The following is a 21,829-nucleotide window of genomic DNA, read 5'->3' as shown; positions in this document are numbered from 1 at the left end:
GTCAGCGCGCCGACAGGCCGCGGCCATGAGCGGTCAGGGCGGTTCGCAGGCTGTTTTGAAGATAGGCGGTGGTCACATAGTGGCCGATGAGGATGAGGAGCTCCACCAGCTGCCTTTCCTCCAGATGCCCCGCAAGCACGGACCATGTCGCATCGCCGATCAGGGCATCGGCGTGCAGCTCTTCCACGGCTTGCAGGACCGCCCGTTCGAGATCGCCCCACGCCATCGAAAGCGAGCCCTCGATGATGGCGGCGATATCCTGCTCCGACAGCAGCCCGCCCTGCGTGGCATGAACATGCTCACCCCAGGCGTAGGGCGCGCCGGTTAACCACGCGGTGCGCAGGATCGCCAGCTCACGTAAGCGCCGCGGCAAGGCGCTGTGCATCGAGATGGTCACGCCCAGTTGGATGTACGCGGCGAAAAACTCCGGACTGTGCGCCAGGTTCGCGAAGAAGGACGCGAGCGGGACCGTTTCGGGGTGGCCGTACAACAACCGAAGTTGCTCCATCGCCTGGAAATGCCGCTCATCCAGAGCATCCGCTCCCACAGGAGAGAGCCGCTCCGCAGCTCCCAGGATCTGCCGTTCACGCGCCGTCGGGTCCCATGCCATGCTCGCTCTCCCGTCCCTGACCACAGGCTAGCGGCGCAAGGTCGACAGGCAACACGACGGCGTCCGATAGCGCCCGAGTGATGGGCGGCATGAAAAAAGGGGAGGAACCTCACGGTCCCTCCCCTTCCCTGTTCCGATAGCAAAGCGTTGGGATCAGAAGCCCATCACCAGCGTGGCGCTGATGGCGCGCGGCGAACCGAAGTTCACGAAGTCACCGCTGCCCGGCGAAGCAAGCGAACCGCTGAACGAGCCGACGTAGAACTTGTCGAACAAGTTCGTGACGTTCAGCTGCACTTCGGTTTTGTCGAGGCCGAGGCTCTCGAGCTTGTAGCGCAGGTTGAGGTCGACCACCGTGTAGCCCTTGAACTTCACCGAGTTGATGTCGTTCAGGTAGCGGTTGCCCGTGTACTTCGCCTGTGCGCCAGCCGAGAAGTCGCCGAGGTTCAGCTCGGCGCGACCACCGACCAGCCAGTCGGGAGCCTGACGCTCACGCTTGCCGCTGGTGCGCAGATACGAGTCGCCGCTCGCATCCACGTAGCACAGGTCGGCAGCGAGGAAGTCTGCCGTGCAGCTGCCCACGAACGCATCGTTCTGGATGTCCGAGTTGATGTACGAAGCGAAGGCGTAAAGCGACAGTTCCGGGATCGGAAGTACGCCGACGCTCGCGTCCACGCCATACTTCTTCACGACACCCAGGTTCGTATCCGTCGAGTTGCCGTCGATGTCCGTCGCGGTGACGATGCGGTTCTTGTACTTCGAGTACCAGCCGGTGATCGCAGCCTGGAGGACCGGGCTGGCGTAGCGCAAGCTGACATCGAAGCTGTCCGACGTTTCGGCCACGCGGCGCGCGAGCGGGTCGCTAGCCTCGTAGAAGAACGTACCGTAGAGCGCGTCGGTGCTCGGAGCCGAGATGTTCTTGGCGTAGCTGGCCGCAATGCTCAGGGCCGGCGTCAGCTTGAACACAGCGCCGAGGTTCGGCAGCACCTTATCGTACTTGATCGTGCGCGACGCCGGGCCAACGGCGCTCGGATTGGCTTCGAGGTAGTCACCCACGAGGCTGCTGCCGACGCAGTTGACGTTGCCGCTGGCGCTGGTGGTCACGCAGTACTGGTTCAGTTCACGCTCGAAGAACGGAGCGCGAAGACCCAGAAGGACCGTCAGCTGATCGTCGAAGAAGCGACCGCGATATTCACCGGAAATCTGATGCAGCGTCGCGTAGGACAGGCGGTCGCGCTTGTCGATACGGTTGCCGTACTCGTCGAGGATCGGATCATCTATCGGGAACACATCGAAGGGCTCGCCATTTGCCTTCAGGAAGCCACCCGGACCCGTCTGGCGATGACGCGCGCGGTCGAAGCTGTACGAGAGGCGCAGGCTGTTCGCGTCGTCGATCTCGTAGGCGAGGTTCGCAATGGCCACCCAGCGACGGGTGTTGGTCTGGCTCGGCGACAGGATACGGACGGCATCGCCCGAACCAGTCACACCGTCACCGTTAAGGTCGACGTTGCCGTAGTAGTAATAAGCCGCACCGCGCGCGGCGAGCGTCGGTTCGGTGCGGAAGAAGACACCCGTGAAGCCGCCCGGAGCATACCCTTCGATAGCAACAGACGTGCCGCCGCCGTTCGCCTTCACCGACTGGTAGGCGCCGTCGATCGACAGGGTCAGCTTATCGCTGAGGTGGAACAGCGAGTTCAGACGCAGGTTGCCGGTGTTCGAGGGGTTGTAGCGGCGCTCGAACTGCGAACCGCAGCTGTTGGGTGCATCCGGGAAGTCACCTGAACCCGTGGGGCCGGTGGTGCAAGGAATGCCGCCGGCAACGTCGTAGAAGCGGAGGTCCTTATCGAGACGGATCGCCTGCGCGCTCAACGGTGAGCCACCGAAGTTGTTACGGTTTACGTTGTAGTGACCGGCGAGCGAGATGAAGTCGCCGTCAACGCCAATCGGCTGGTAGATCTTGCCGTTGAACTGCTTCTTTTCAACCTTGCCGTAGTTGGCGAAGGTGGCGCCGTTACGCGAGTACGAGCCCGAGAACCACGCCTTGGTGCCGGCCGAGGTAAACTCGCCGGTTTCGACCTTGGCGAAGAAACGCTGGAACGAACGGTCTTCACCGCCCGAACCTTCTGCAGCGATGTCGCCGTAGGACATGCTGGTGATGATTCCGAACTTGTCGTCAGGAACCTTGGTGTTGATGTTAACGGTGCCGCCGACGGCTGCCGGGGTGGGGCTGTCCACGTCGGTGGAGCCGAGATTGACGTTTACGGTCTCGATCAGCTCGGCATCAACCTGCTGATTGGTGTAGACTGCGTAGTTCCCGGAGTCGTTCAGGGGAATGCCGTCCAGCGTCTGCGAGATGCGGTCCGAGCCGAAGCCGCGGATCGTAAATGAACCGCCCGACGAACCCCAAGGGTCGTTGTTGGTGAAGCTGACGCCCGGCACCAGGTTGATGATTTCGTTGACCGACTGCCCAGCACGCTGCGCGCTGATCAACTCCTGGCTGACCTCAACCTTTGCCTTCGGCGAGTCCGGGGTACGCACGCCCGCTACGCCTTCGTTGATACGACCGCCCGTGACGACGATCGTGTTTTCGAAGTCCGAAGATCCCGTCGACTGCGCGACTGCAGGGACAGCGAGGAATGCGGCGCCGACAGCAATCGTGCTGGTCGCCGTCGAAAGGAGTGAGGTGAATTTCATGCAATGCCCCTGAGCTTTACAGGTTAGAGTGGTCTCGAGTGCGACGAAATTTTTCCGGCCGCGTTTTGCTGCGGCTGCTAAGAGCAGCCCCATATGACAACTCTTTGACATTTTGGATTCAAATAGCTGCGCCATTAGGAAATTTCATGACCCCGTCTGGGAACCTTTTTACGCGGTGAGAATTAAGGGCGTGTTTTCAGATGCTTAGCGAAACAACCCTAAGGAATATCTGCGACATAAATGCCACAGATGCGGGTGGCCGTGGTTTGCCAAACTTCCGTGCCGCTACTCGGTCGGAGTTCTTGCTCAAGAACAGTTGAAGAACCGGGCGCCGCCTGTCAGTCAAAGATCATGGGCGCTGGACATCATCATCACAGTCACGGACATCATGCCGGACATCACCACGGGCACAGCCATGCACCGCCGGCCAATGCGGGGAAGGCTTTTGCCATCGCACTGACGCTCAACGTGACCTTCGTGATTGCGGAATTTGCGGCAGGGCTTTTCAGTGGTTCGATGGCCCTCGTGGCGGATGCCGGGCACAATCTGTCCGATGTGCTGTCTCTCGCACTCGCCTGGGCCGCATCCGTACTGTCGGCCAGACCTCCTTCGCAGCGCTTTACCTACGGGCTCAAGAGTTCGTCCATTCTTGCCGCAATTGCGAACGCCGCGCTTCTCTGGGTGGCGATCGGCGCCATTCTTGTCGAGACGCTTCGCCGTCTCCCCTCTCCCGAAGCGGTGGGCGGCACCACGATGGTCATCGTTGCCGGAATCGGCATCGCCGTGAACGGTTTGTCCGCGTTGCTCTTTGCGAAAGGCGCCCGCTCCGACATCAACCTGCGCGCCGCCTTCGTGCATCTTATGGCGGACGCGCTGGTTTCCGTCGGGGTAGTGATTGCCGGGCTGCTCATCCGCTGGACCGGCGAGGCGCTCATCGATCCCGTCACATCGCTCATCATCACTGCCGTGATCGCGTGGTCGAGCTGGGGCCTGCTGCGCGATTCGCTGCGTATGGGGATGCTCGGCGTCCCGGAAGGCATCGACGCGGCCAAGGTCCGCGCCCTGCTGGAAAGTCAGCCCGGCGTAATGCGGGTGCATGATCTTCACATCTGGCCGATGAGTACGACGGAAACCGCTCTCACCGCGCATCTCGTAATGCCGCAGGGGCAACCGGGTAACAGCTTCCTGCACAGGGTGGCAGAGCAGCTGGAGCACGACTTCGGCATCGCGCATTCCACCCTTCAGGTGGAATTCGATGACCATGGAGGCTGTCCTCTGGAGAACGAAGCGGCCGTCTAGGCGACGAATTCGTGCCGCGCCCCCATGAAGTCAGCCGGCTCGATGGCGAATCCCTGTGACACGCACCCCTCCTCCGTCAGGCGCAGGGACAACTTCTGCGCGAAGTGGCGGCGCGCCTGGTCCTCGTCCGCGATTCGCCACACGAGCGCGTAGATGCCATTCTGCTCCTTATGGAGAAAGGCCGCCAGCGCCCCCTCCCGGACCTCGTCCGGCTGCGTGAAAGCCACCCGGGTATCGCCGACCTGAAGAAGCACTCGGCGGCCAGCCTGCGGCAACGTCGTGCGCGCGTCCTCAAGCAGATGGCCGTCGATCACTTCCGTGAAGAAGCGGATCGCGGCGTCGATATCCTTCGTGACGCAGGCAATATGATCCAGCCCCTTCACCGTCGCGTGATGCCCGGCGCTGACCGCAGGGTTCCAGTTCCCGCGGTCCCAAGGGTCGTTCGGCATCGGCAGCTCGCAGACTTCAAGAAGAACCCCACCCGTGGACTCGGGCTTCACGAAGAAGAACACGCCATAGTCGCTGGCGACCGTGCAGCCCGCCTCACGGAAGGCAGCGCTCGCTTCCCTTCCGTTGGCCACCTTAAGCTCGAAGGAGTGGAAGGATTCGCCGATGCGCGCAAACTGCCGGGCGAAGGGTTTGCCCAGATCGTCGGGATGGCGGGCGGCCATGGGTTCGACCATGTGATCTGTCACGTAAAGCAAGGCTGCATCCCTGTCCTCCGCAGGGAAGTAGTTTTCAGCGAAAACGAGGCCCCCAAGCGCATCTTGGTAAAGGGCGCGGCAGGCGTGAATATCCGCGACGGCGTGGATGGTGTGGATCACCCGGGTCACCGCGATGCGTGCAGCCATATCTGTCCCTCCGTGTCTTTGCGCAGAGAGTGTGGCAGCGCCCCGGCTGTGCCAAGGTAGCCTTTGCATGCAGCACCGATATCGCGCGGGAGCGATCCCTCGGACGCGAGGGCCCGGTCAGCCGAACTGACCGGGCCCTCGCGTCTTATCAGGTCGCTTACGCCGGCGGCGTCAGGCGGCGGCCTCCGCCTTGTCGCCTTTGAGAACCCGGACCGGTTCCTTGCGGCCTTCGACCACTTCCTTGTCAACCACGACCTCGGCGATGTCACGCTCGGTCGGCAGGTCGAACATGGTGTCGAGCAGCAGCCCTTCGACGATCGAGCGCAGGCCGCGCGCACCGGTCTTGCGGTCGATCGCCTTCTGGGCGATCGCCTCGAGTGCCTCATCCGTGAAGGTGAGCTCCACGTCCTCAAGTTCGAACAGGCGGGCGTACTGCTTGATCAGCGCGTTCTTCGGTTCCTTGAGGATCTTGACCAGCGCCTCGATGTCGAGGTCGTTAAGGGTCGCGATCACCGGCAGACGGCCGACGAATTCGGGGATCAGACCGAACTTCAGAAGATCCTCGGGCTCCGCCTTCTGGAGCAGTTCGCCAACGCGGCGCTTGTCCGGGTCGGCGACATGGGCGCCGAAACCGATCGAACGCTTCTGCAGACGGTCCGCGATGATCTTTTCCAGACCTGCGAAAGCGCCGCCGCAGATGAACAGGATGTTCGTCGTGTCCACCTGCAGGAATTCCTGCTGCGGATGCTTGCGTCCACCCTGCGGGGGAACGGAGGCGGTGGTGCCTTCCATCAGCTTGAGCAGCGCCTGCTGCACGCCTTCGCCCGACACGTCGCGCGTGATCGACGGGTTTTCGGCCTTGCGGCTGATCTTGTCGATCTCGTCGATGTAGACGATGCCCTGCTGCGCCTTCTCGACGTTGTAGTCGGAAGCCTGGAGCAGCTTGAGGATGATGTTCTCCACGTCCTCACCCACGTAGCCCGCTTCGGTGAGGGTCGTGGCGTCCGCCATGGTGAAGGGCACGTCGAACGTCTTGGCCAAGGTCTGCGCGAGCAGAGTCTTGCCCGAGCCGGTCGGCCCGACCAGCAGGATGTTCGACTTCGAAAGTTCGACGTCGCCCTGCTTGCCGCTGTGCTTGAGGCGCTTGTAGTGGTTGTGGACAGCCACCGACAGGACGCGCTTCGCACGCTCCTGACCGATCACGTAGTCGTTCAGCGTCTCGCAGATTTCGCGGGGAGAGACGACTTCGCCGTCCTTGCGTCCCGCTATTCCGGCCTTCGTCTCTTCACGAATGATATCGTTGCAAAGCTCGACACACTCGTCGCAGATGAACACCGTTGGGCCCGCGATCAGCTTGCGCACTTCGTGCTGCGACTTGCCGCAGAAGCTGCAGTAAAGGGTGCTTTTCGCGTCAGATCCGCTCAATTTCGTCATTTTCCGTCTTAGGCCTCCATGCGAGGCGACTCGCTGACTCTACTCTGTGGGGAGCCGCTTTTGCAACTCTACCGCCATTTTGCTTGCGATAGCATGAAGAGCCGGCCCCACTTTCGAGCTGTTATCCGTCCGCCTTGTCGGCATCGGGCCGGGTTTCGAACACCTTGTCGACCAGACCGAAGGCCAGTGCTTCCTCGGCTTCGAGGAAAGTGTCACGGTCCATGGCCTTCTCGATCTCGTCGAGAGACTTGCCGGTGTACTTCACGTAGAGATCGTTCAGGCGCTTGCGCATCCGCAGGATTTCCCGCGCCTGGATCTCGATGTCGCTGGCCATGCCCTGCGCACCGCCCGAAGGCTGGTGAACCATGATGCGGGCGTTCGGCAGCGCGATGCGCATGCCCGGCTCGCCGGCGGCCAGCAGGAAGCTGCCCATCGACGCGGCCTGACCGATGCACACGGTCGAGACGCGCGGCTTGATGTACTGCATGGTGTCGTGGATCGCCATGCCGGCCGTCACCACGCCACCGGGCGAGTTGATGTACATCGAAATATCCTTCGAGGGATTTTCCGATTCGAGGAACAGCAGCTGAGCGACGATCAGCGAGGCCATGTGGTCCTCGACTTGTCCGGTCACGAATACGATGCGCTCGCGAAGCAGGCGCGAATAGATGTCGAAGGAGCGCTCGCCGCGGCTGGTCTGCTCGACGACCATCGGCACGAGAGCGCCGGTAACGGGATCGGTGGTGAACTTTCCTTGGGCACTGGAGGCGCCGAACAGGTCGAGCATGAGAGTCCTCTTTACGATTTGCCTCGCCTATGTCGCGTGGCTTGCCGCGATGTTCAAGGGGGTTAACCCATCGATCGGCAATGCGCTTGGGAGAACCGGGTCCGCAGCCATGCACGGCGATGCGTTTGCCCGGCCAACCTCCGTCACGGCGGTCCCGCGTGACCAGGCCCGGGATCCTTACCCGGCAGCGCGGTGGTAACCGCTGACCGCGTCCGGATCCTGGACGTCGTACGCGAACCATGCGTCGGCGCCGTGATCGTAGACCTGCACCAGTCCGTCCGCCACGCGCGCTGTGTAGAAGGTGGCCGATCCCCGGTCGTATCCCCTCACGCCCTGCCCGTCCTCCTCCAGCGAGATGAAGGCCTTGTCCACCGCGTCGAAGATCTCGGGCAATGTGCCCCCGAACTTCGCGCCGCGATCGCCGTCGATCCCCTGGAGACGGCCGTCACGGCATTCGGCGGCAATGCGCCGGTCGCCGCCCAGGGCGTGATCAAAGAGGCCGGCGACCTTGCGTCCGGTGACCACGGCGAAAGCCGACGCGGCGATGAGCGAGCGTGTGTGAGGTTGCATGGCGCAGACTTGGTACCGAAAGCGCCCCGGATCAACCCCGCGCCGGTTGCCGTGCCCCATGCCCCTGACGTAATGGCCGCTGCCACTTCGGCCGCGAGCGCCCTGCAGGAGCAAAGAGATGACCCCCACCCGCATTGCGGACAAGCGCGTGCTGTTCATCATGGCCACCGATCACGAGTACGGCGCCCACCTGCAGGCGCGCATGACGCCGCTGATCACCGGCGTCGGTCCCGTGGAAGCCGCAATCGGCACCACCGCCTGCCTCCAGCAGCTGCAGACAACGGGTGAACTCCCCGACCTCGTCGTCTCGTTGGGCTCGGCCGGGTCGCGGCGGTGCACGCTGGGCGACGTGTACCAGGTCGACAGCGTATCGTGGCGGGACATGGACGCATCGCGCCTGGGTTTCCCGAGAGGGGTCACGCCCTTCTCGGATATTCCGGCAGTACTCGCGATTCCCGCACTTCTGCCCGACGTCCCCCGCGCCTCGCTGTCGACGGGCGGCGACATCGTCGGCGGGGAGGACTACGCGCGGATCGACGCAGATCTGGTCGACATGGAGACGTTCGCGGTCTTGCGCGCATGCCAGCGTTTCGGCGTGCCGATGATCGGCCTGCGCGGCGTCTCCGACGGTCCGGGCGAGCTTGAGGCCCTGTCCGGCTGGACTCACCTTCTAGCGGCGCTCGACGAACGCCTCGCCATTGCCGTGGACGCCCTGGGCGCCGCGCTGTCCGGCGCGGATCCGAGGGAGAGCTCCGCCCCGGCTCCATGGTGACCGGCCAGCGGGAGCGAACGTACCGCCGATAACCGCTGGCGCTAGCCCTGGTGTTCGGTCATCCTGCCGCCGTCCAGCTTTGCGGGAGATCTTGTGTATCGTTCGCCTCTGCCAGCCTTCGCCGCACTTGTTGCTCCCATCGCCATCCTCACGCCTGCCGCGGCCCACGCGCAGACCCCGCGCGAACTGCTGACCACGGCCGCGTTCCAGACCGGGTCCAAGGCCCGTGCGCTCGACCTCGTGGGGCAGGCCATCCTCGTCTCGGAACGGACCCTTGCAAGCCGTCCCGAAGACCGGGAGGCTACACTGCAGCGTGCCATCGCCGTCGGCTATCGCGGCAAGCTCACCCGCAGCCGCTCGGACGTGCGCGCCTCGCGCGATGTGTTCCAGAAGCTGGCTGCGCAGAACCCGCGCGATCCCGAGATGCAGATGGCGATCGCCGGCTGGCATCTGGGCGCGGTGGACGAGCTGGGCGGCTTCCTTGCCCGCACTGCGCTGGGCGCACGGGCGAGCACCGGCAAGGCCGCGCTGGCGAAAGCGGTAGCGCTGGGCGGCAACCGCGCGTTCTTTCCCGGCCTGGCTGCCCTGCTGCAGATCCGCAACGATCCCGGCGACATCTCTCTTGCCCGGCAATGGGCCGAGGCGGCTTCCAAGGCATCAGCCAAGAGCCCCCTCGATGCACTGATGCAGCGCGCCGCTCTGGCCGTACTGCCGGCGCTGCGGGCCAATGATGGCAAGAAAGCCGCCGTGCTGGCGCGCAAGCTGGTTCCCTTCGGCCAGCTGAAGGACTGACGACCAGCGCTGGCGCCGAAACGAAAAAGCCCGGTGCATCGCTGCACCGGGCCTCTTTTCACGAACCGCGTAAGGGGATCAGTCCTCCTTGGCAGCGGCCTTCTTCTTGGCCGGAGCCTTCTTGGCAGGCTTGGCGTCGTCGCCCTCGGCGTCGTCAGCCTTCTTGGCGGCGGCCTTCTTGGCGGGAGCCTTCTTCGGCCTTTCCTCAGCCTCGGCTTCGTTGGCAGGAGCTTCCTCGGCGTCCTTCTTGGCAGCCTTCGTCGAAGCCTTCTTCGCCTTCTTCGGTTCTGCCGGCTTCTCGCCGTCCGCGTCAGCCTCGATCGCGGCCTGCAGTTCCTCGCGGGTCACTTCACGCTCGGTGACTTCGGCCTTCTCGATGAGGAAGTCCACGACCTTGTCTTCATAAAGCGGCGCGCGAAGCTGTGCGGCCATCATCGGGTCCTGGCGGACGTATTCGACGAAGCGCTGACGGTCTTCCGGACGGTACTGCGAAGCGGCCTGCGAGACCAGCATCGACATTTCCTGCGCGGTCACTTCCACGCCGTTGGTCTGGCCGATTTCCGAAAGCAGCAGACCGAGGCGCACGCGGCGCTCGGCGATCTTGCGGTAGTCGTCCTTCTCGGCTTCGATCTCTTCCAAAGCGGCGGCCGGATCTTCCTCGTTCTGGGCTTCCTGCACGAGCTGCTGCCAGATCTGCGAGAATTCGGCTTCGACCATCGTCGGCGGAACGTCGAAGTCATGGCCGGCGGCAAGCTGGTCGAGCAGCGAACGCTTCATGGCAGTGCGGGTCAGGCCGGCAGTTTCCTGCTCCAGCTGGCCGCGCAGCAGGCCCTGCAGCTGCTCCAGGCTCTCAAGACCCAGTTCCTTGGCGAAGTCGTCGTCGAGCTTCGATTCGGCCGGCGCCTTCACTTCGTGCACGACGATGTCGAAGGTGGTTTCCTTGCCGGCGAGGTTCTCGGCCGGGTAGTCCTCGGGGAAGGTGACGGTGATGGTGCGCTCTTCACCCGCCTTCGCGCCGGTCAGCTGCTCTTCGAAGCCGGGGATGAAGCGGCCCGCACCGATGACCAGCGGAGCCTTCTCGGCCTTGCCGCCTTCGAACTCGACGCCGTCGAGCTTGCCGGTGAAGTCGATGATGACCTGGTCGCCGTCAGCGGCTTCGCCGTCCTTCGTTTCGAAGCGCTGCTGCTGCGAAGCAATGCGCTCCACCGCCTCGGTCACAGCTTCGTCCGACACCGGCACGGTCAGCTTCTCGAGCTTCAGGCCTTCGAGCGACGGGGCTTCGATCTGCGGCAGCACTTCGAGGCTGACGGTCAGTTCGGCGTCCTTGCCTTCTTCGTAGCCTTCGGCGAGCGAGACGTCGGGATTCATCGCGGGACGCAGAGCGTTGTCGGCGACAAGCTTGTCCATCGCTTCGCGAATCGACGTGTTCAGCGCTTCCTGGTGGATCGCCGGGCCGTGCATCTTCTTGACGAGGTTGGCAGGCACCTTGCCGGGGCGGAAGCCGGGCATCTTCACCTGAGGCGCGATCTTCTTGACCTCGCCCTCGATCTTCGCCGTGATGGCGGCGGCGGGAATGGTGACCGTATAGGCGCGCTTCAGGCCTTCGTTGGTCGTTTCGACGATCTGCATTTCGATGCCTTCCTGTGCAATCCAAGTGGCCCATGGGCCAGCATTACGCGGCTTGCCCTCGCACAGGTGACGGATTGGTGCGGGCGAAGGGACTCGAACCCCCACATCTTTCGATACTGGTACCTAAAACCAGCGCGTCTACCAATTCCGCCACGCCCGCATGAGTGTAGCCTGAAACTCAAGGCACGGGCGCTTATAGCGTCGCGCGGCAAAGGGCAAGTGCGACGAGTCGCATCGCGGGGTTGCAGTTGGACCGGACGGTGCCCAAGTGGGTTAAGGGAGCGGGTGAAAACGGAGCAGGACGACCATGGCCACGCAGCCTCCAGCCGACAATCCGGGCGACACGCCCGCCGAATTCCCGACGCCCGGCAACGACCCCGGGGTTCCCGGCGGACCGGAAGAAGCTCCCGCCGAGGGGCCGGATTACGATCAGCCAGACAACGCCCCCACGGAACTTCCGCCGCCCGATTGACGGCGTCGGAGCGGCAATCTGCCGGTGACCGGCGGGAGGATGGCTCCTCCCGCCGTTTTCGTACCTATCGCAAGCCCACCAGCCGCGCGACGAGCATCATGGGCGAGTCCCCGCGCGGCGGCTTCGGGACGCTGCGGTCCCCCGGCGCGGCGCCGCAGCTGAGGCAGTAGGCCTGGATGCCTTGCGCGCCGAGAACGGACTCGAGGCCGGACACAGCCTGGACCATCTGCATTCGCTGGCGCGCGGCGAGCAGGCCGGGGACGTCGTAAGCCCCGGCCTGTTCGCGCGATGCGGGCATCAGGCTTTCCAACAGAGACGTGAACGGGTCCGCCGGCTCCATCAGGTACTCCGCGTACCATTTGCCGTTGCCGACCCCGGCAAGCTTCGCTGCATGGGCCAGCGCATCGTCGAGGCCGCCCATCTGATCGACAAGGCCGATGCGCTGGCCTTCGGCGCCCGGCCATACGCGCCCCTGAGCGATGGAATCGACCTCTTGCGCCGACTTGCCGCGCGACTGCCCGACCAATCCCACGAACCGACCGTAGATTCCTTCCACCGAGCCCTGAAGGATCGCTTCCACCTCCGGAGTGAGGCCGCCAAGGAGGTCGGGCTGCCCGGCCAGCGGGGTGGTGCGAACGCCGTCACTGGTGACGCCGAAATCCGCCAGCGTCTTCTCGAAGCTGGGCATGAAACCGAACACGCCGATCGAGCCGGTGAGTGTCGCCGGCTCCGCAAAGATGCGCTGGGCGGGTGTGGACACCCAGTACCCGCCGCTCGCCGCGACCGGCCCCATGGAGACGACCACGGGTATCTTCGCGTCGCGCCAGCGCTGGATGGCGCGGCGGATGCGCTCCGACGCCATGACCGATCCGCCGGGGGAATTGATGCGGACGACAAGCGCCTTCATCCCGGCGTCCCGGTTCTCGTCGAGCAGCCGCGCAATGCGATCACCCCCTGCGCGCCCCGGCCCTGCCTTGCCATCGACGATCTCGCCCGCGATGGTGACCACGGCGATGCCTGCCCCTTCGGCCTTCTCGGGATGTGCGGCAAGCCAGGTCTTCAGCGGCGTATGCGCGTAGCCCGGCGCATCGGTATCGTCGCGCGCCATGGTGCTGACGCCGACGAGCTTCTCGACCCGTTTTTCGAACTCGGTCTGATCGCCGATGCGGTCAACCAGGCCGGCCGCCCGGGCGGCCTTGGCCAGGTCGTTGCCCGAAGCCCTGGTCCAGCCGACCGGGTCCGAAACGACGCGGTCGATCTGTGCTTTGGGCCGGGCCCGGGCGATCTCCGCGCGCAGGGCGTTCCACTGCGCGTCGAGCACCATCTTGAAATCCTCCCGCGCTTCCGGCGAAAGGTCGCTGCGCAGGTATGGCTCGACCGCGCTCTTGTAGGTTCCGACGCGGAATACGTGAGCGGTGACGCCGTACTTGTCGAACAGGCCCTTGTAGAATTGCAGGTTGCCGCCCGGCCCGGTGACGATCGCGCCGCCCATGGGGTCGACCCAGGCTTCGCTTGCGTGAGCGGCAAGCTGCACTCCGTCGTCGGCATAGGCGTTCGCAAATGTCAGCACCGGCTTCCCGGCCTTGCGCACTGCGTCCATGGCCTCGCCGATGCCGTGCAGGTGGACGTAGCTGCCGCCGAGGAAGCGCGATAGATCCAGCACGACGGCCTTGATCCGCGTGTCCGTTGCCGCAAGCCGAAGCGAGCGTTCGACATCACGCGCCTGAAACTCGCCGATCTGCCCCCCCGAGGCCATGAGCAGCCCGAAGGGATCGGCAGCGCTCTTCTCTTCGACGATGGTGCCGTCGAGGCGGAGCAACAAGGCGCCCTCCTCGACCCGTCCGCCGACAGGACGTGCCATCAGGACGGCGTAGATCGCTCCGAAGAAGGCAAGCAGGAACAGCAGCGTCAGCGCGTCCTTCACGGCGACGAGCAGCTTCCAGACCTTGCGCGCGAATCTCATGTGACGAATACCTTTCCGGTGCAGCCTTACCTCCTGCAAGGCGCATTGGAAAAGGGGCGGCGCATCCGGCGGTTCCCCCGCCTCACGGCGTTCGGCCGGTCTTGTACCGGCGCAGGCGGTCCCCCTTGTGGGCATCGAAAGCCCGCAGGGGCTTGAGCAGGCGCCGGGGCGCGCCTACTAGCGTGGTCCTTGATGACACCCCCTGAATACACTTACCCGGAAGGCGCACTCGCTTTCCCCCATCGCGGCCTCGTCGGCATAGCGGGCCTTGCTCCGCACGAGATCTGGTTCCTGCTGGACGAAGCGGAACAATGGGTCGAGATGAACCGGGGCGCACAGAAGCGGCGGGAACTGCTGTCAGGCCTGACCATCATCAACGCGTTCTTCGAAAACTCGACCCGCACGCTGCTCAGCTTCGAGATCGCGGGCAAGCGCCTCGGGGCCGATGTGGTCAACATGGCCGTCGCGACATCGAGCGTGAAGAAGGGTGAGACGCTGATCGACACGGCGATGACGCTCAATTCCATGCGCGCGGATGCGATCGTCATCCGTCACGCCAGTTCCGGCGCGGTGCAGCTCATCGCGGACAAGGTCGACTGCCCGGTCCTCAATGCCGGGGACGGCCAGCACGAACACCCCACTCAGGCGCTGCTCGATGCACTGACCATCCGCCACGCCAAGCGCGCCTTCAACGGTTTGCGGGTGACGATCTGCGGCGACATCCTGCACAGCCGCGTCGCACGCTCGAACATCCTGTGCCTCAACTCGCTGGGCGCCGAAGTGCGGGTCTGCGCACCCCCCGCGCTCATGCCCGCTGATATCGAGCGGATGAACGTCACCGTGTTCCATGACTTCGACGAAGCCTTGAAGGGCGCGGACGTGGTGATGATGCTGCGCCTGCAGATGGAGCGCATGGAAGGCCAGTTCATCCCCTCCCCGCGCGAGTACCGGCACCTTTACGGCCTGACGCTGGACCGGCTGGCGCGGGCGGAGCCGGACGCGCTAGTCATGCACCCGGGCCCGATGAACCGAGGCGTCGAGATCGACAGCAACGTCGCCGACCACATCGAACGCTCGCTCATCACCCGCCAGGTGGAGATGGGCGTCGCCATCCGCATGGCCTGCCTTGACGTGCTGACCCGAAAAGGTCGCGGAATGGAGGGCTGGGCATGAGTATCCAGGCCTCCCTCACCATCACCGGCGGCCAGCTTCTGCTGCCGGACGGCACCGTCACTCCCGGCGCGGTGCGCTGCGAAGGCGGCTTCATCACCGCCGTCGGCGCGGGTGTCGTCCCTCAGAAGGGCGACACGGTTCACGATGCGGCGGGCCGGATCGTCGCGCCGGGCCTCGTCGACATCGGCGTTTTCGCGATCGACAAGCCCGCCTTCCACTTCGGCGGCATCACGCGGGCCGCGCTGATGCCGGACCAGAACCCCCCTCTGGACGTTCCGGCCCGGGTTCGCTTCGCGGCTCAGTCCGGCAAGCCCGACTTCTGGGTGCATCCCCTTGCCGCCGCCACGCAGGGGCTTGAGGGCACGTCTCTCGCGGAGATCGCGATGATGCGGGACGCAGGCGCCCGCGCAGTCGCCACGGGGCGCCGGTGGATCGGCGATTCGGGCACGATGCTGCGGCTGCTCCAGTACACCGGCATGCTCGGCATGATCGTCATCGCTCATGCGGAGGACGCCGGGATCGTCGGCAACGCCGTCGCCACCGCTGGTGAGATGGCGACCCGGCTCGGCCTCCCCAGCGCGCCCGCTCAGGCAGAGGCGCTGGCGATCGCCCGTGACATCACACTTGCCGAAATGGCAAGCGCCGCAATCCACTTCCGCAACGTGACGACAGCCGCCGGGCTTGACCTCGTGCGGGCCGCCAAGGCGCGCGGCCTGCACGTGACGGCGGGCATTAGCCCGGCGTACTTCATGCTGTCGGACCTCGCGATCGGCGCCTTCCGCACCTTCACGCACCTCTCCCCCGCCCTGCGCTGCGAAGAGGATCGCAAGGCGGTCGTCACCGCCATCAAGGACGGCACCATCGACGTCATCACATCGGGCCACGACCCGCGCGGACCGGAGGACAAGCGCCTGCCGTTCTCCGATTCGGCGCCCGGCATGGCGGGAGCGGAGACGCTGCTGCCGCTGACGCTGAACCTCGTTCGCGACGGGGTGATTGATATCGGGCGGGCCTTCGCGCTGCTGTCGACCAACCCGTCCCGCCTGCTCGGCGTCAACGCCGGCCGCCTCGCAGTCGGCGCCGAGGCGGACATCGCGGTGATCGATCCGGAACGTCCGTGGATCGTCAATTCGGACAAGATGGCGGCCGCTGCCGGCAACACGCCGTTCGACCGCCAGCCCGTCCAGGGTCGCGTCCTGGCGCTGTTCAAGGGTGGCATGGCGGTCCGGCGGTCGACCTCCGGCTAATCGGGGATCGGCCATGAAGAAGGCCTTCCGCCATCAGGCGAAAGGCCTTCTTCATGCCGTTGCAGCTCAGCCGGTCAGCGACGCGCCAGCAAAGGCTTCTCGCCGCGACCGGTGCCGGGCTGCGGGCGGTCGTCCGCGTAAGCCAGGCACTGCTGCCCGCTCTTGCGGACGGTCGAACACATTGCCTGCGCGGAATTTGCGCCGAAACCTTCGGCAGCGACCCTGAAATAGCGCTCTCCGCGAACATCGGCCTCGATGATGCGCAAGGTGCGGCCGCGCAGCGACGGGTTCTGCTTCTGCAGGATGCCCCATGCCCGCTTCGCGCCCTCCAGCGTACGGAACGACCCAAGCTGTACGAGATGCGTCCCACTGTGGACCTCAGGCTTGGGCCGGGCCGCAGGCGCAGCAGCCGCCTCCTTCGCTGCAGGGGCCATCATCTTGGCCGCAGGAGCGGTCATCCCCGCGAAAGCCCGCTCGACGGACGTGCGCGCGGGCTTCGGCCGAGCCCGGGCCTCGCCTGCGGGCCGAGGCTCCACGCGCGGCGGCGGCGCAGCCTCGGCCGCGACGGAGACACTCGCCTCGCCGTCGCTGAGGGCAGTCTGCACGATCCCTGCAAACGGTGTGACGGGAGCGGCGGCTTCCATCGGCGGCAGTTCGCCCGGCTCCGACGCAGCCGTCCGGATCTGCGGCGCAGGGACGCGGCCACCAAGCGCCAGCGCGGCGGGCTGGCCGGGATCGCTGCGCAGCGGCGCGCCGAGCAGGCTCGCCACCCGCTGACGGCCGAGCTCCGGGTGCGCCCGGCTGGCCCACTCCCGCAGACGGGTGTCAAGTTCGTCTCCGGTAAGGTCCTGCGACGCGATCAGCCGGGCCTCGCCCCAGCGCCCGTCCAACGCATAGGCATAGGCCAGGTTCTGCCGCATCTTGACCGAGTTGTCTCCGCCACGGATCGCCTCCGAAAGCACCGTGACGCCATAGGCGGGCTGTCCCGCCAGCGCGATCGCCAGCCCGTAATCGCTGACGGGGAGCTGAGTGCTCCATCGGCCGAGCACTTCAAGGGCATCGGCGTTGCGGGCCAAACCGATGTAGGCCAGCGCCAGGCCCAGGCCACTGCGGGGATTGCTGTCGCCTAGCGAAAGCGCATCCTCCAGCGCGGTGGCCGCCGAATCGAAACGACCGACGGCAAGATAGGCCTGCCCCAGCAGCCCGCGGGCGGACGCGTCGCGCGGGGCTTTCAAAACCCGCTTCTCGAGCTTCGCCAGCGCGGCCTCGCTCACGCCGGGCTGGTTCGCTGCAGCCACAACCTGTGTCCCGTTTGCACTGGCGAGGGAGGTCGGGCCACCGGCGCATCCCGCCAGCAGCGCGGCCACCATCGCCGAACACAAGGTGAAGCCTGCGGAGCGGGCGTGGCTGTTATGACGGTTCTTCATCTTCATGTCCCAAATCATGCCGGCCCGCTCACGCAGGCACCCGGCGGCCGAAGCTGCCGGCCGGACGCAGCACGCCCCCCGCCACGGACTGCCCGGCGGCAGGTGCGGCGAAAATCGTGCGACGAAAATTCTTTTCCAGGCGGTCGGCCACATAGGCCCAGAGCGCAGCGACCTCCGCAGCGGAGCGCCCGCGCGGGTCGACTTCCATGACGGTGCGCCCGTCGATCATCGAGGCGGCGAAATCCGTGCGCTGATGCACCGTGACCGGGGCCACCGTCCCGTGCTGGGAAAGTGCGATGACCGCTTCGGTCGTGATGCGCGCCTTGGGCGTCGCGCCGTTCACCACAAAGACCAGCGGTTTGCCGGACCGCTCGCACAGGGCCACGGTCGCACCCACGGCCCGCAGGTCGTGAGGACTCGGCCGAGTTGGAATGACGATGAGTTCGCTCGCGGCAATCACCGTCTGGATCGCCACCGTGATGGCCGGCGGGGTATCGATCACCGCCAGCTTGAAACCCTGTTCACGCAAGGTTTCCAGATCGCTCGCCAGCCGCGCGACGGTCGTTCGAGCAAAGGCGGGCGTCGGCGCCTCGCGCTCGTTCCACCAGTCGGTCAGCGAACCCTGCGGATCGATGTCGATAAGGACGACAGGGCCGGCACCTGCACGCTCGGCCTCCACGGCGAGTTGGCCCGACAGCGTGGTCTTCCCCGAACCGCCCTTCTGCGATGCCAGTGCAAGTACGCGCAAAACGATAGTCCCCCATTGCGGCGAGCGCGTCGCCAGTGGAGGGACTGCCCTAACGTTCCTAATTAACGGTTAATTGCCTCTGATTTCGACCAAACCCGCATTCCGAAGAAGAAACCGGCAGCTGAAACGTCCACACCGCGTTAACTCTTCGCGCCTAGTCAGAAGCCAGGGAATTCTGGCAGACTAACCGCCGTGGTTTTGGTGCCCGGCAGATGTCGGCAGGATACTTCAACGGACAGGGGTCGGCGGCAGCGGAATGGCAAGGCAGTGAAGACGATACATGCGATGACCGCACTGGTCCTGCTCACCCTCGCCGCGCCTGTGGCGCAGGCTGCGACGCACAGCGTCAAGGATGGGGTCGATGCCTGGTCGAACGGGGACTATGCAGCCGCCGTCCGAACGTGGGAGCCGCTTGCGCAGAAAGGCGATGCGGATGCGCTGTTCAACCTCGCGCAGGCCTACAAGTTGGGGCGCGGGGTTCCGCTCGATCTTTCCAGCGCTGAAAGGCTTTACGGACAGGCCGCTGAGAAGGGGCATGTGCAGGCGGCCGATGCCTATGGTCTGCTGCTTTTCCAGGAAGGCGAACGCGAACGCGCCCTCCCCTATCTCCAGGCTTCGGCCGCACGCGGCGATCCGCGCGCGATGTACATCCTGGGTGTCGCACACTTCAACGGCGACCTCGTCGCGAAGGACTGGGTGCGCGCCTACGCTCTTGCGAGCCTCGCTCGCCAGGCCGGCTTGCCGCAGGCGGCCGAGGCTCTGGCGCGGATGGACGAGCACGTTCCTCTGGCCGACCGGCAGAAGAGCGTCGTCGTCGCGGAGCAGATCTCCGCACAGGCGCAGGCCAACCGCGAGCGCCTGAACACCGCCGTCGAACTCGATACGCGGTTGGCGCAAGCGGAACCCGTGGCGCGGCCGCCGTCGCCGCCCCGCTCGCCGAAGCCTGCCCCGCAGATAACCGCTGCGGCGAAGCCGAAGGAGCCGCCTGCACCGCCGGTTGCGAAAAAAAAGGCGAGCGGTCCCTGGCGGGTCCAGCTCGGCGCCTTCGCCGTGGCCGGCAACGCCGAAACCCTCTGGAGCCGCCTCAAGGGCAGGCCGGAACTGGCAGGCCATCCGCGCGCCCTCGTCCGCGTGGGCAAACTGACCAAACTTCAGGCCACGGGCTTCGCGTCCCGCGCCGAGGCTTCGGCGGCGTGCGCCCGGCTCTCTGCGGGTGGCTTTACCTGCCTTCCGAGCCGCGACTGATACAGGCCGAGCAAAACCTCGAAGGTGCGGCGTCCTGCGCACGCCTGCCGACGCTTGACCTGATTCGCGGCGTGGCCGTCCTGGGTATTCTGGCGATCAACATCGCAGGGTTCGCCGGACCGATGGTAGGAACGCTGCGGCCGAGTGTGGCGCCGTTCGAAGGAACGTCCCCCGAACTCCTGGACAAGGTCGCCTGGTCTTTCGGGTTCCTGCTGTTCGAGGGGAAGATGCGCGCCCTCTTCACACTGCTGTTCGGCGCCGGACTCGTTCTCTTCTCGCAGCGCGCCGACGCGGCGGGCCGGGACGGCGACAGTCTGCAGCTGCGTCGGCTGGGCTGGTTGCTGATCTTCGGCATGGCACACTACCTGCTCCTGTGGTGGGGCGACATCCTGTTCCTCTACGCAGCATGCGGCATCGTTGCGCTGACGATGAGGTCCATCGGGGACCGCCCCCTTCTCTGGATGGCTCTTGCGCTCTACTGCGGCTACCATGCCTGGGGCTTCGTCAGCGCCATCCCGACGCTGCAAGCGGAAGAGGCAGCACGCACCGCATCCGCCAGTCCCGCGCAGGCTCGCCTGCTCGCCAGCCATGTCGAACCGATCCGGGCCTGGGCAGCGCTGGAACTGCGGGAGGCGCAGTTCGGGTTCCTTGAACTGGTCGGGACGAAGCTGATCGAACGGCCGTTCTGGCAGGTGCAGATGGTAGCCAGCTCTTACGCCGAAACGTTGCCCCTTATCCTGATAGGCATGGTCCTCTTTCGGCGCGGGTTCTTCGACGGACGCCTGCCGCGTGCGCGCCTTCGGGCACTGGCATGGGGCTGCACCCTTGCCGCGCTCCTGCTGACGGGGCTGTACCTCGCGTGGGCCTGGCCGAGGGGCTTCCCGCTCATGGCCATGCAGGCCGCAATCGCCTGGGGAATGGCGCTTCCGCACCTGTTGGGCGGGATCGGCTACGCAGCCGTCCTCGTCCTCGCCACGCCTGCGCTGGCGCGCTCCGGTCTGGGCCGGACCCTTGCAGCGGCGGGCCGCATGGCGTTCAGCAATTACATCCTCACCAGCCTTGTAATGACAACGCTGTTCTACGGCTGGGGGCTGGGCCTTCACGGGCGGGTATCGCCGGCGGAACAGTGGCTGTTCGTTGCCGGAGGGTGGGCGCTCATGCTTGTCTGGAGCTCTCTGTGGTTGCGGCATTTCCGCCGCGGACCGCTTGAATGGCTGTGGCGCTCGCTCGTGGAACGGCGCCCGCTGAACAATCGAACAGGCTGAGGCATTTTCGCTATTGCGATCCATTCGCACTCGCATATATTGGGCGCAACGAAAGGATTCGCTCATGTACGTGTGCATCTGCAATGCCATTCGAGAGACCGAACTTCGCTGCGCCGCCCGCCGCTGTCGCGGGAATGCCGAAGCGATCTACGGTGCTCTCGGCCGCGTTCCGCAATGCCGCCAGTGCCTTGACGAAGCCGATGACATCATCGCGGACGAACTTTCGTCCGACAGCATGGGAATAGCTGCCGCCGCCTGAAACTCTGTCCTGACTTGTCCTCATTGCCGAATTTCCGTATAGCCGCGGCTCCAGAACAGGAGTTTCCGCGCGATGAAGGGCGACCTCAAGGTTATCGAGTTTCTGAACAAGGCGCTGTTCAACGAGCTCACCGCAATCAACCAGTACTGGCTGCATTACCGCATGCTGGACAACTGGGGCATCAAGAAGCTCGCCGAGTACGAGCGCCACGAATCGATCGACGAGATGAAGCACGCCGACGTGCTTGCGGATCGCATTCTCTACCTCGGCGGGCTGCCGAACTTCCAGAACCTGGGCAAGCTGCGCGTCGGCGAATCAGTGGAGGAGATCCTCAAGGCCGATCTCGCGCTCGAGTACGATGCGATTCCCATGCTCAAGGAAGCCATCGCGCATTGCGAAACGGTCCGCGACTATGTCAGCCGCGAGATTTTCGCACGAATCCTCGAAAGCGAGGAAGAGCATGTTGATTTCCTCGAGAAGCAGTTCGACATGATCGAGCGAATGGGAATCCAGAACTACTGCCAGCTGCAAAGCAAACCGGCGGAAGACTGACCCCCATCAGCAGGCCAGGGAACACGGGCTCCTGCCGTCGATT

20 protein-coding genes and 1 tRNA gene are annotated in these 21,829 nt (G+C 65.1%); 10 read left to right on the top strand and 11 right to left on the bottom strand.

The annotated features are described in order from the left end of the window. Nucleotide 1: 1 nt before the first annotated feature. Both QOL62_RS01310 and QOL62_RS01305 read right to left on the bottom strand, forming a co-directional pair. A complete protein-coding gene (locus tag QOL62_RS01310) occupies nt 2-610 on the bottom strand; it encodes a carboxymuconolactone decarboxylase family protein (protein ID WP_283404888.1) in 609 nt (202 codons plus the stop codon). A 153-nt stretch (nt 611-763) separates the two neighbouring features. Further along, a complete protein-coding gene (locus tag QOL62_RS01305) occupies nt 764-3,301 on the bottom strand; it encodes a TonB-dependent receptor (RefSeq protein WP_283404887.1) in 2,538 nt (845 codons plus the stop codon). A 351-nt stretch (nt 3,302-3,652) separates the two neighbouring features. On the opposite strand from QOL62_RS01305, the gene QOL62_RS01300 reads away from it, so the two are divergent. Beyond that, nucleotides 3,653-4,600 (top strand): cation diffusion facilitator family transporter, encoded by a 948-nt coding sequence (locus QOL62_RS01300; RefSeq protein ID WP_283404886.1) that lies wholly within the window; start codon nt 3,653-3,655, stop codon nt 4,598-4,600. On the opposite strand, the gene QOL62_RS01295 is transcribed toward QOL62_RS01300, so the two are convergent. From QOL62_RS01295 to QOL62_RS01280, 4 genes are all read right to left on the bottom strand, one after another. Next, nucleotides 4,597-5,451 carry a VOC family protein gene (locus QOL62_RS01295; protein WP_103728404.1) on the bottom strand — a complete coding sequence of 285 codons (855 nt, stop codon included), beginning with the start codon at nt 5,449-5,451 and terminating at the stop codon, nt 4,597-4,599. The two genes, QOL62_RS01300 and QOL62_RS01295, sit on opposite strands and share 4 nt — an antisense overlap. Nucleotides 5,452-5,622: 171 nt before the next feature. Next, nucleotides 5,623-6,885: an ATP-dependent Clp protease ATP-binding subunit ClpX gene (clpX, locus tag QOL62_RS01290; protein WP_283404885.1), complete on the bottom strand. Its 1,263-nt coding sequence runs from the start codon at nt 6,883-6,885 to the stop codon at nt 5,623-5,625. A 121-nt stretch (nt 6,886-7,006) separates the two neighbouring features. Next, nucleotides 7,007-7,672, bottom strand: a complete 666-nt coding sequence (clpP, locus tag QOL62_RS01285; protein WP_103728402.1) for an ATP-dependent Clp endopeptidase proteolytic subunit ClpP — start codon at nt 7,670-7,672, stop codon at nt 7,007-7,009. A 177-nt stretch (nt 7,673-7,849) separates the two neighbouring features. Next, a complete protein-coding gene (locus QOL62_RS01280; protein WP_103728401.1) occupies nt 7,850-8,242 on the bottom strand; it encodes a hypothetical protein in 393 nt (130 codons plus the stop codon). Between the two features lie 118 nt (nt 8,243-8,360). On the opposite strand from QOL62_RS01280, the gene QOL62_RS01275 reads away from it, so the two are divergent. Both QOL62_RS01275 and QOL62_RS01270 read left to right on the top strand, forming a co-directional pair. After that, nucleotides 8,361-9,014 carry a 5'-methylthioadenosine/S-adenosylhomocysteine nucleosidase gene (locus QOL62_RS01275; protein WP_283404884.1) on the top strand — a complete coding sequence of 218 codons (654 nt, stop codon included), beginning with the start codon at nt 8,361-8,363 and terminating at the stop codon, nt 9,012-9,014. 93 nt (nt 9,015-9,107) lie between these two features. Then, entirely contained in the window at nt 9,108-9,806 is a 699-nt protein-coding gene (locus QOL62_RS01270) for a hypothetical protein (protein ID WP_233203793.1), read from the top strand. Nucleotides 9,807-9,884: 78 nt separating this feature from the next. Here QOL62_RS01270 and tig read toward each other — a convergent pair whose 3' ends face one another. Beyond that, on the bottom strand, nt 9,885-11,435 hold the full coding sequence (gene tig / locus QOL62_RS01265; RefSeq protein WP_283404883.1) for a trigger factor: 1,551 nt from the start codon (nt 11,433-11,435) through the stop codon (nt 9,885-9,887). Between the two features lie 75 nt (nt 11,436-11,510). Further along, nucleotides 11,511-11,595 (bottom strand) — tRNA-Leu (locus QOL62_RS01260). Between the two features lie 147 nt (nt 11,596-11,742). Between QOL62_RS01260 and QOL62_RS01255 the strand changes: the two genes are divergently transcribed. Next, nucleotides 11,743-11,907 (top strand): hypothetical protein, encoded by a 165-nt coding sequence (locus tag QOL62_RS01255; RefSeq protein WP_199183773.1) that lies wholly within the window; start codon nt 11,743-11,745, stop codon nt 11,905-11,907. Between the two features lie 64 nt (nt 11,908-11,971). On the opposite strand, the gene sppA is transcribed toward QOL62_RS01255, so the two are convergent. Further along, nucleotides 11,972-13,870 carry a signal peptide peptidase SppA gene (gene sppA / locus QOL62_RS01250; RefSeq protein WP_283404882.1) on the bottom strand — a complete coding sequence of 633 codons (1,899 nt, stop codon included), beginning with the start codon at nt 13,868-13,870 and terminating at the stop codon, nt 11,972-11,974. 192 nt (nt 13,871-14,062) lie between these two features. Here sppA and QOL62_RS01245 point away from each other — a divergent pair, with 192 nt between their 5' ends. Together QOL62_RS01245 and QOL62_RS01240 are read left to right on the top strand one after the other, a co-directional pair. Continuing rightward, nucleotides 14,063-15,043: an aspartate carbamoyltransferase catalytic subunit gene (locus QOL62_RS01245; protein ID WP_103728397.1), complete on the top strand. Its 981-nt coding sequence runs from the start codon at nt 14,063-14,065 to the stop codon at nt 15,041-15,043. Further along, a complete protein-coding gene (locus QOL62_RS01240; RefSeq protein ID WP_283404881.1) occupies nt 15,040-16,290 on the top strand; it encodes a dihydroorotase in 1,251 nt (416 codons plus the stop codon). The genes QOL62_RS01245 and QOL62_RS01240 overlap by 4 nt, the downstream gene beginning before the upstream one ends. A gap of 74 nt (nt 16,291-16,364) precedes the next feature. Here the strand turns inward: QOL62_RS01240 and QOL62_RS01235 are convergent, their stop codons facing one another. Beyond that, complete coding sequence (locus QOL62_RS01235; RefSeq protein WP_283404880.1) at nt 16,365-17,717, bottom strand: SPOR domain-containing protein; 1,353 nt, start codon at nt 17,715-17,717, stop codon at nt 16,365-16,367. A 28-nt stretch (nt 17,718-17,745) separates the two neighbouring features. Next, the gene (locus tag QOL62_RS01230) at nt 17,746-18,465 is read right to left on the bottom strand and encodes a ParA family protein (protein WP_283404879.1); all 720 of its coding nucleotides are present in this window, start codon (nt 18,463-18,465) and stop codon (nt 17,746-17,748) included. 267 nt (nt 18,466-18,732) lie between these two features. On the opposite strand from QOL62_RS01230, the gene QOL62_RS01225 reads away from it, so the two are divergent. The 4 genes from QOL62_RS01225 (at nt 18,733) to bfr (ending at nt 21,786) form a co-directional block, all read left to right on the top strand. Beyond that, nucleotides 18,733-19,710: an SPOR domain-containing protein gene (locus tag QOL62_RS01225; protein ID WP_346770647.1), complete on the top strand. Its 978-nt coding sequence runs from the start codon at nt 18,733-18,735 to the stop codon at nt 19,708-19,710. After that, complete coding sequence (locus QOL62_RS01220; protein WP_283404878.1) at nt 19,659-20,975, top strand: DUF418 domain-containing protein; 1,317 nt, start codon at nt 19,659-19,661, stop codon at nt 20,973-20,975. The genes QOL62_RS01225 and QOL62_RS01220 overlap by 52 nt, the downstream gene beginning before the upstream one ends. Before the next feature lie 64 nt (nt 20,976-21,039). After that, on the top strand, nt 21,040-21,234 hold the full coding sequence (locus tag QOL62_RS01215) for a (2Fe-2S)-binding protein (protein WP_283404877.1): 195 nt from the start codon (nt 21,040-21,042) through the stop codon (nt 21,232-21,234). Between the two features lie 72 nt (nt 21,235-21,306). Further along, nucleotides 21,307-21,786 (top strand): bacterioferritin, encoded by a 480-nt coding sequence (gene bfr / locus QOL62_RS01210; protein ID WP_103728393.1) that lies wholly within the window; start codon nt 21,307-21,309, stop codon nt 21,784-21,786. Nucleotides 21,787-21,829 lie beyond the last annotated feature (43 nt).

The sequence above is a fragment of the Novosphingobium panipatense genome, assembly GCF_900182875.1.
In the GTDB taxonomy this organism is placed as follows: Bacteria; Pseudomonadota; Alphaproteobacteria; order Sphingomonadales; family Sphingomonadaceae; genus Novosphingobium; species Novosphingobium panipatense.
This window is presented reverse-complemented; position numbering and strand designations above follow the sequence as displayed.

Excerpts from the sequence above, each read along its gene's own strand:
- QOL62_RS01275 (WP_283404884.1), top strand. The coding sequence starts at position 8,361 with ATGACCCCCACCCGCATTGCGGACAAGCGCGTGCTGTTCATCATGGCC.
- QOL62_RS01245 (WP_103728397.1), top strand. The coding sequence starts at position 14,063 with ATGACACCCCCTGAATACACTTACCCGGAAGGCGCACTCGCTTTCCCC.
- QOL62_RS01235 (WP_283404880.1), bottom strand. The coding sequence starts at position 17,717 with ATGAAGAACCGTCATAACAGCCACGCCCGCTCCGCAGGCTTCACCTTG.
- bfr (WP_103728393.1), top strand. The coding sequence starts at position 21,307 with ATGAAGGGCGACCTCAAGGTTATCGAGTTTCTGAACAAGGCGCTGTTC.
- clpX (WP_283404885.1), bottom strand. The coding sequence starts at position 6,885 with ATGACGAAATTGAGCGGATCTGACGCGAAAAGCACCCTTTACTGCAGC.
- sppA (WP_283404882.1), bottom strand. The coding sequence starts at position 13,870 with ATGAGATTCGCGCGCAAGGTCTGGAAGCTGCTCGTCGCCGTGAAGGAC.
- QOL62_RS01305 (WP_283404887.1), bottom strand. The coding sequence starts at position 3,301 with ATGAAATTCACCTCACTCCTTTCGACGGCGACCAGCACGATTGCTGTC.
- tig (WP_283404883.1), bottom strand. The coding sequence starts at position 11,435 with ATGCAGATCGTCGAAACGACCAACGAAGGCCTGAAGCGCGCCTATACG.
- QOL62_RS01295 (WP_103728404.1), bottom strand. The coding sequence starts at position 5,451 with ATGGCTGCACGCATCGCGGTGACCCGGGTGATCCACACCATCCACGCC.
- QOL62_RS01255 (WP_199183773.1), top strand. The coding sequence starts at position 11,743 with ATGGCCACGCAGCCTCCAGCCGACAATCCGGGCGACACGCCCGCCGAA.
- QOL62_RS01280 (WP_103728401.1), bottom strand. The coding sequence starts at position 8,242 with ATGCAACCTCACACACGCTCGCTCATCGCCGCGTCGGCTTTCGCCGTG.
- QOL62_RS01215 (WP_283404877.1), top strand. The coding sequence starts at position 21,040 with ATGTACGTGTGCATCTGCAATGCCATTCGAGAGACCGAACTTCGCTGC.
- QOL62_RS01300 (WP_283404886.1), top strand. The coding sequence starts at position 3,653 with ATGGGCGCTGGACATCATCATCACAGTCACGGACATCATGCCGGACAT.
- QOL62_RS01240 (WP_283404881.1), top strand. The coding sequence starts at position 15,040 with ATGAGTATCCAGGCCTCCCTCACCATCACCGGCGGCCAGCTTCTGCTG.
- QOL62_RS01310 (WP_283404888.1), bottom strand. The coding sequence starts at position 610 with ATGGCATGGGACCCGACGGCGCGTGAACGGCAGATCCTGGGAGCTGCG.
- clpP (WP_103728402.1), bottom strand. The coding sequence starts at position 7,672 with ATGCTCGACCTGTTCGGCGCCTCCAGTGCCCAAGGAAAGTTCACCACC.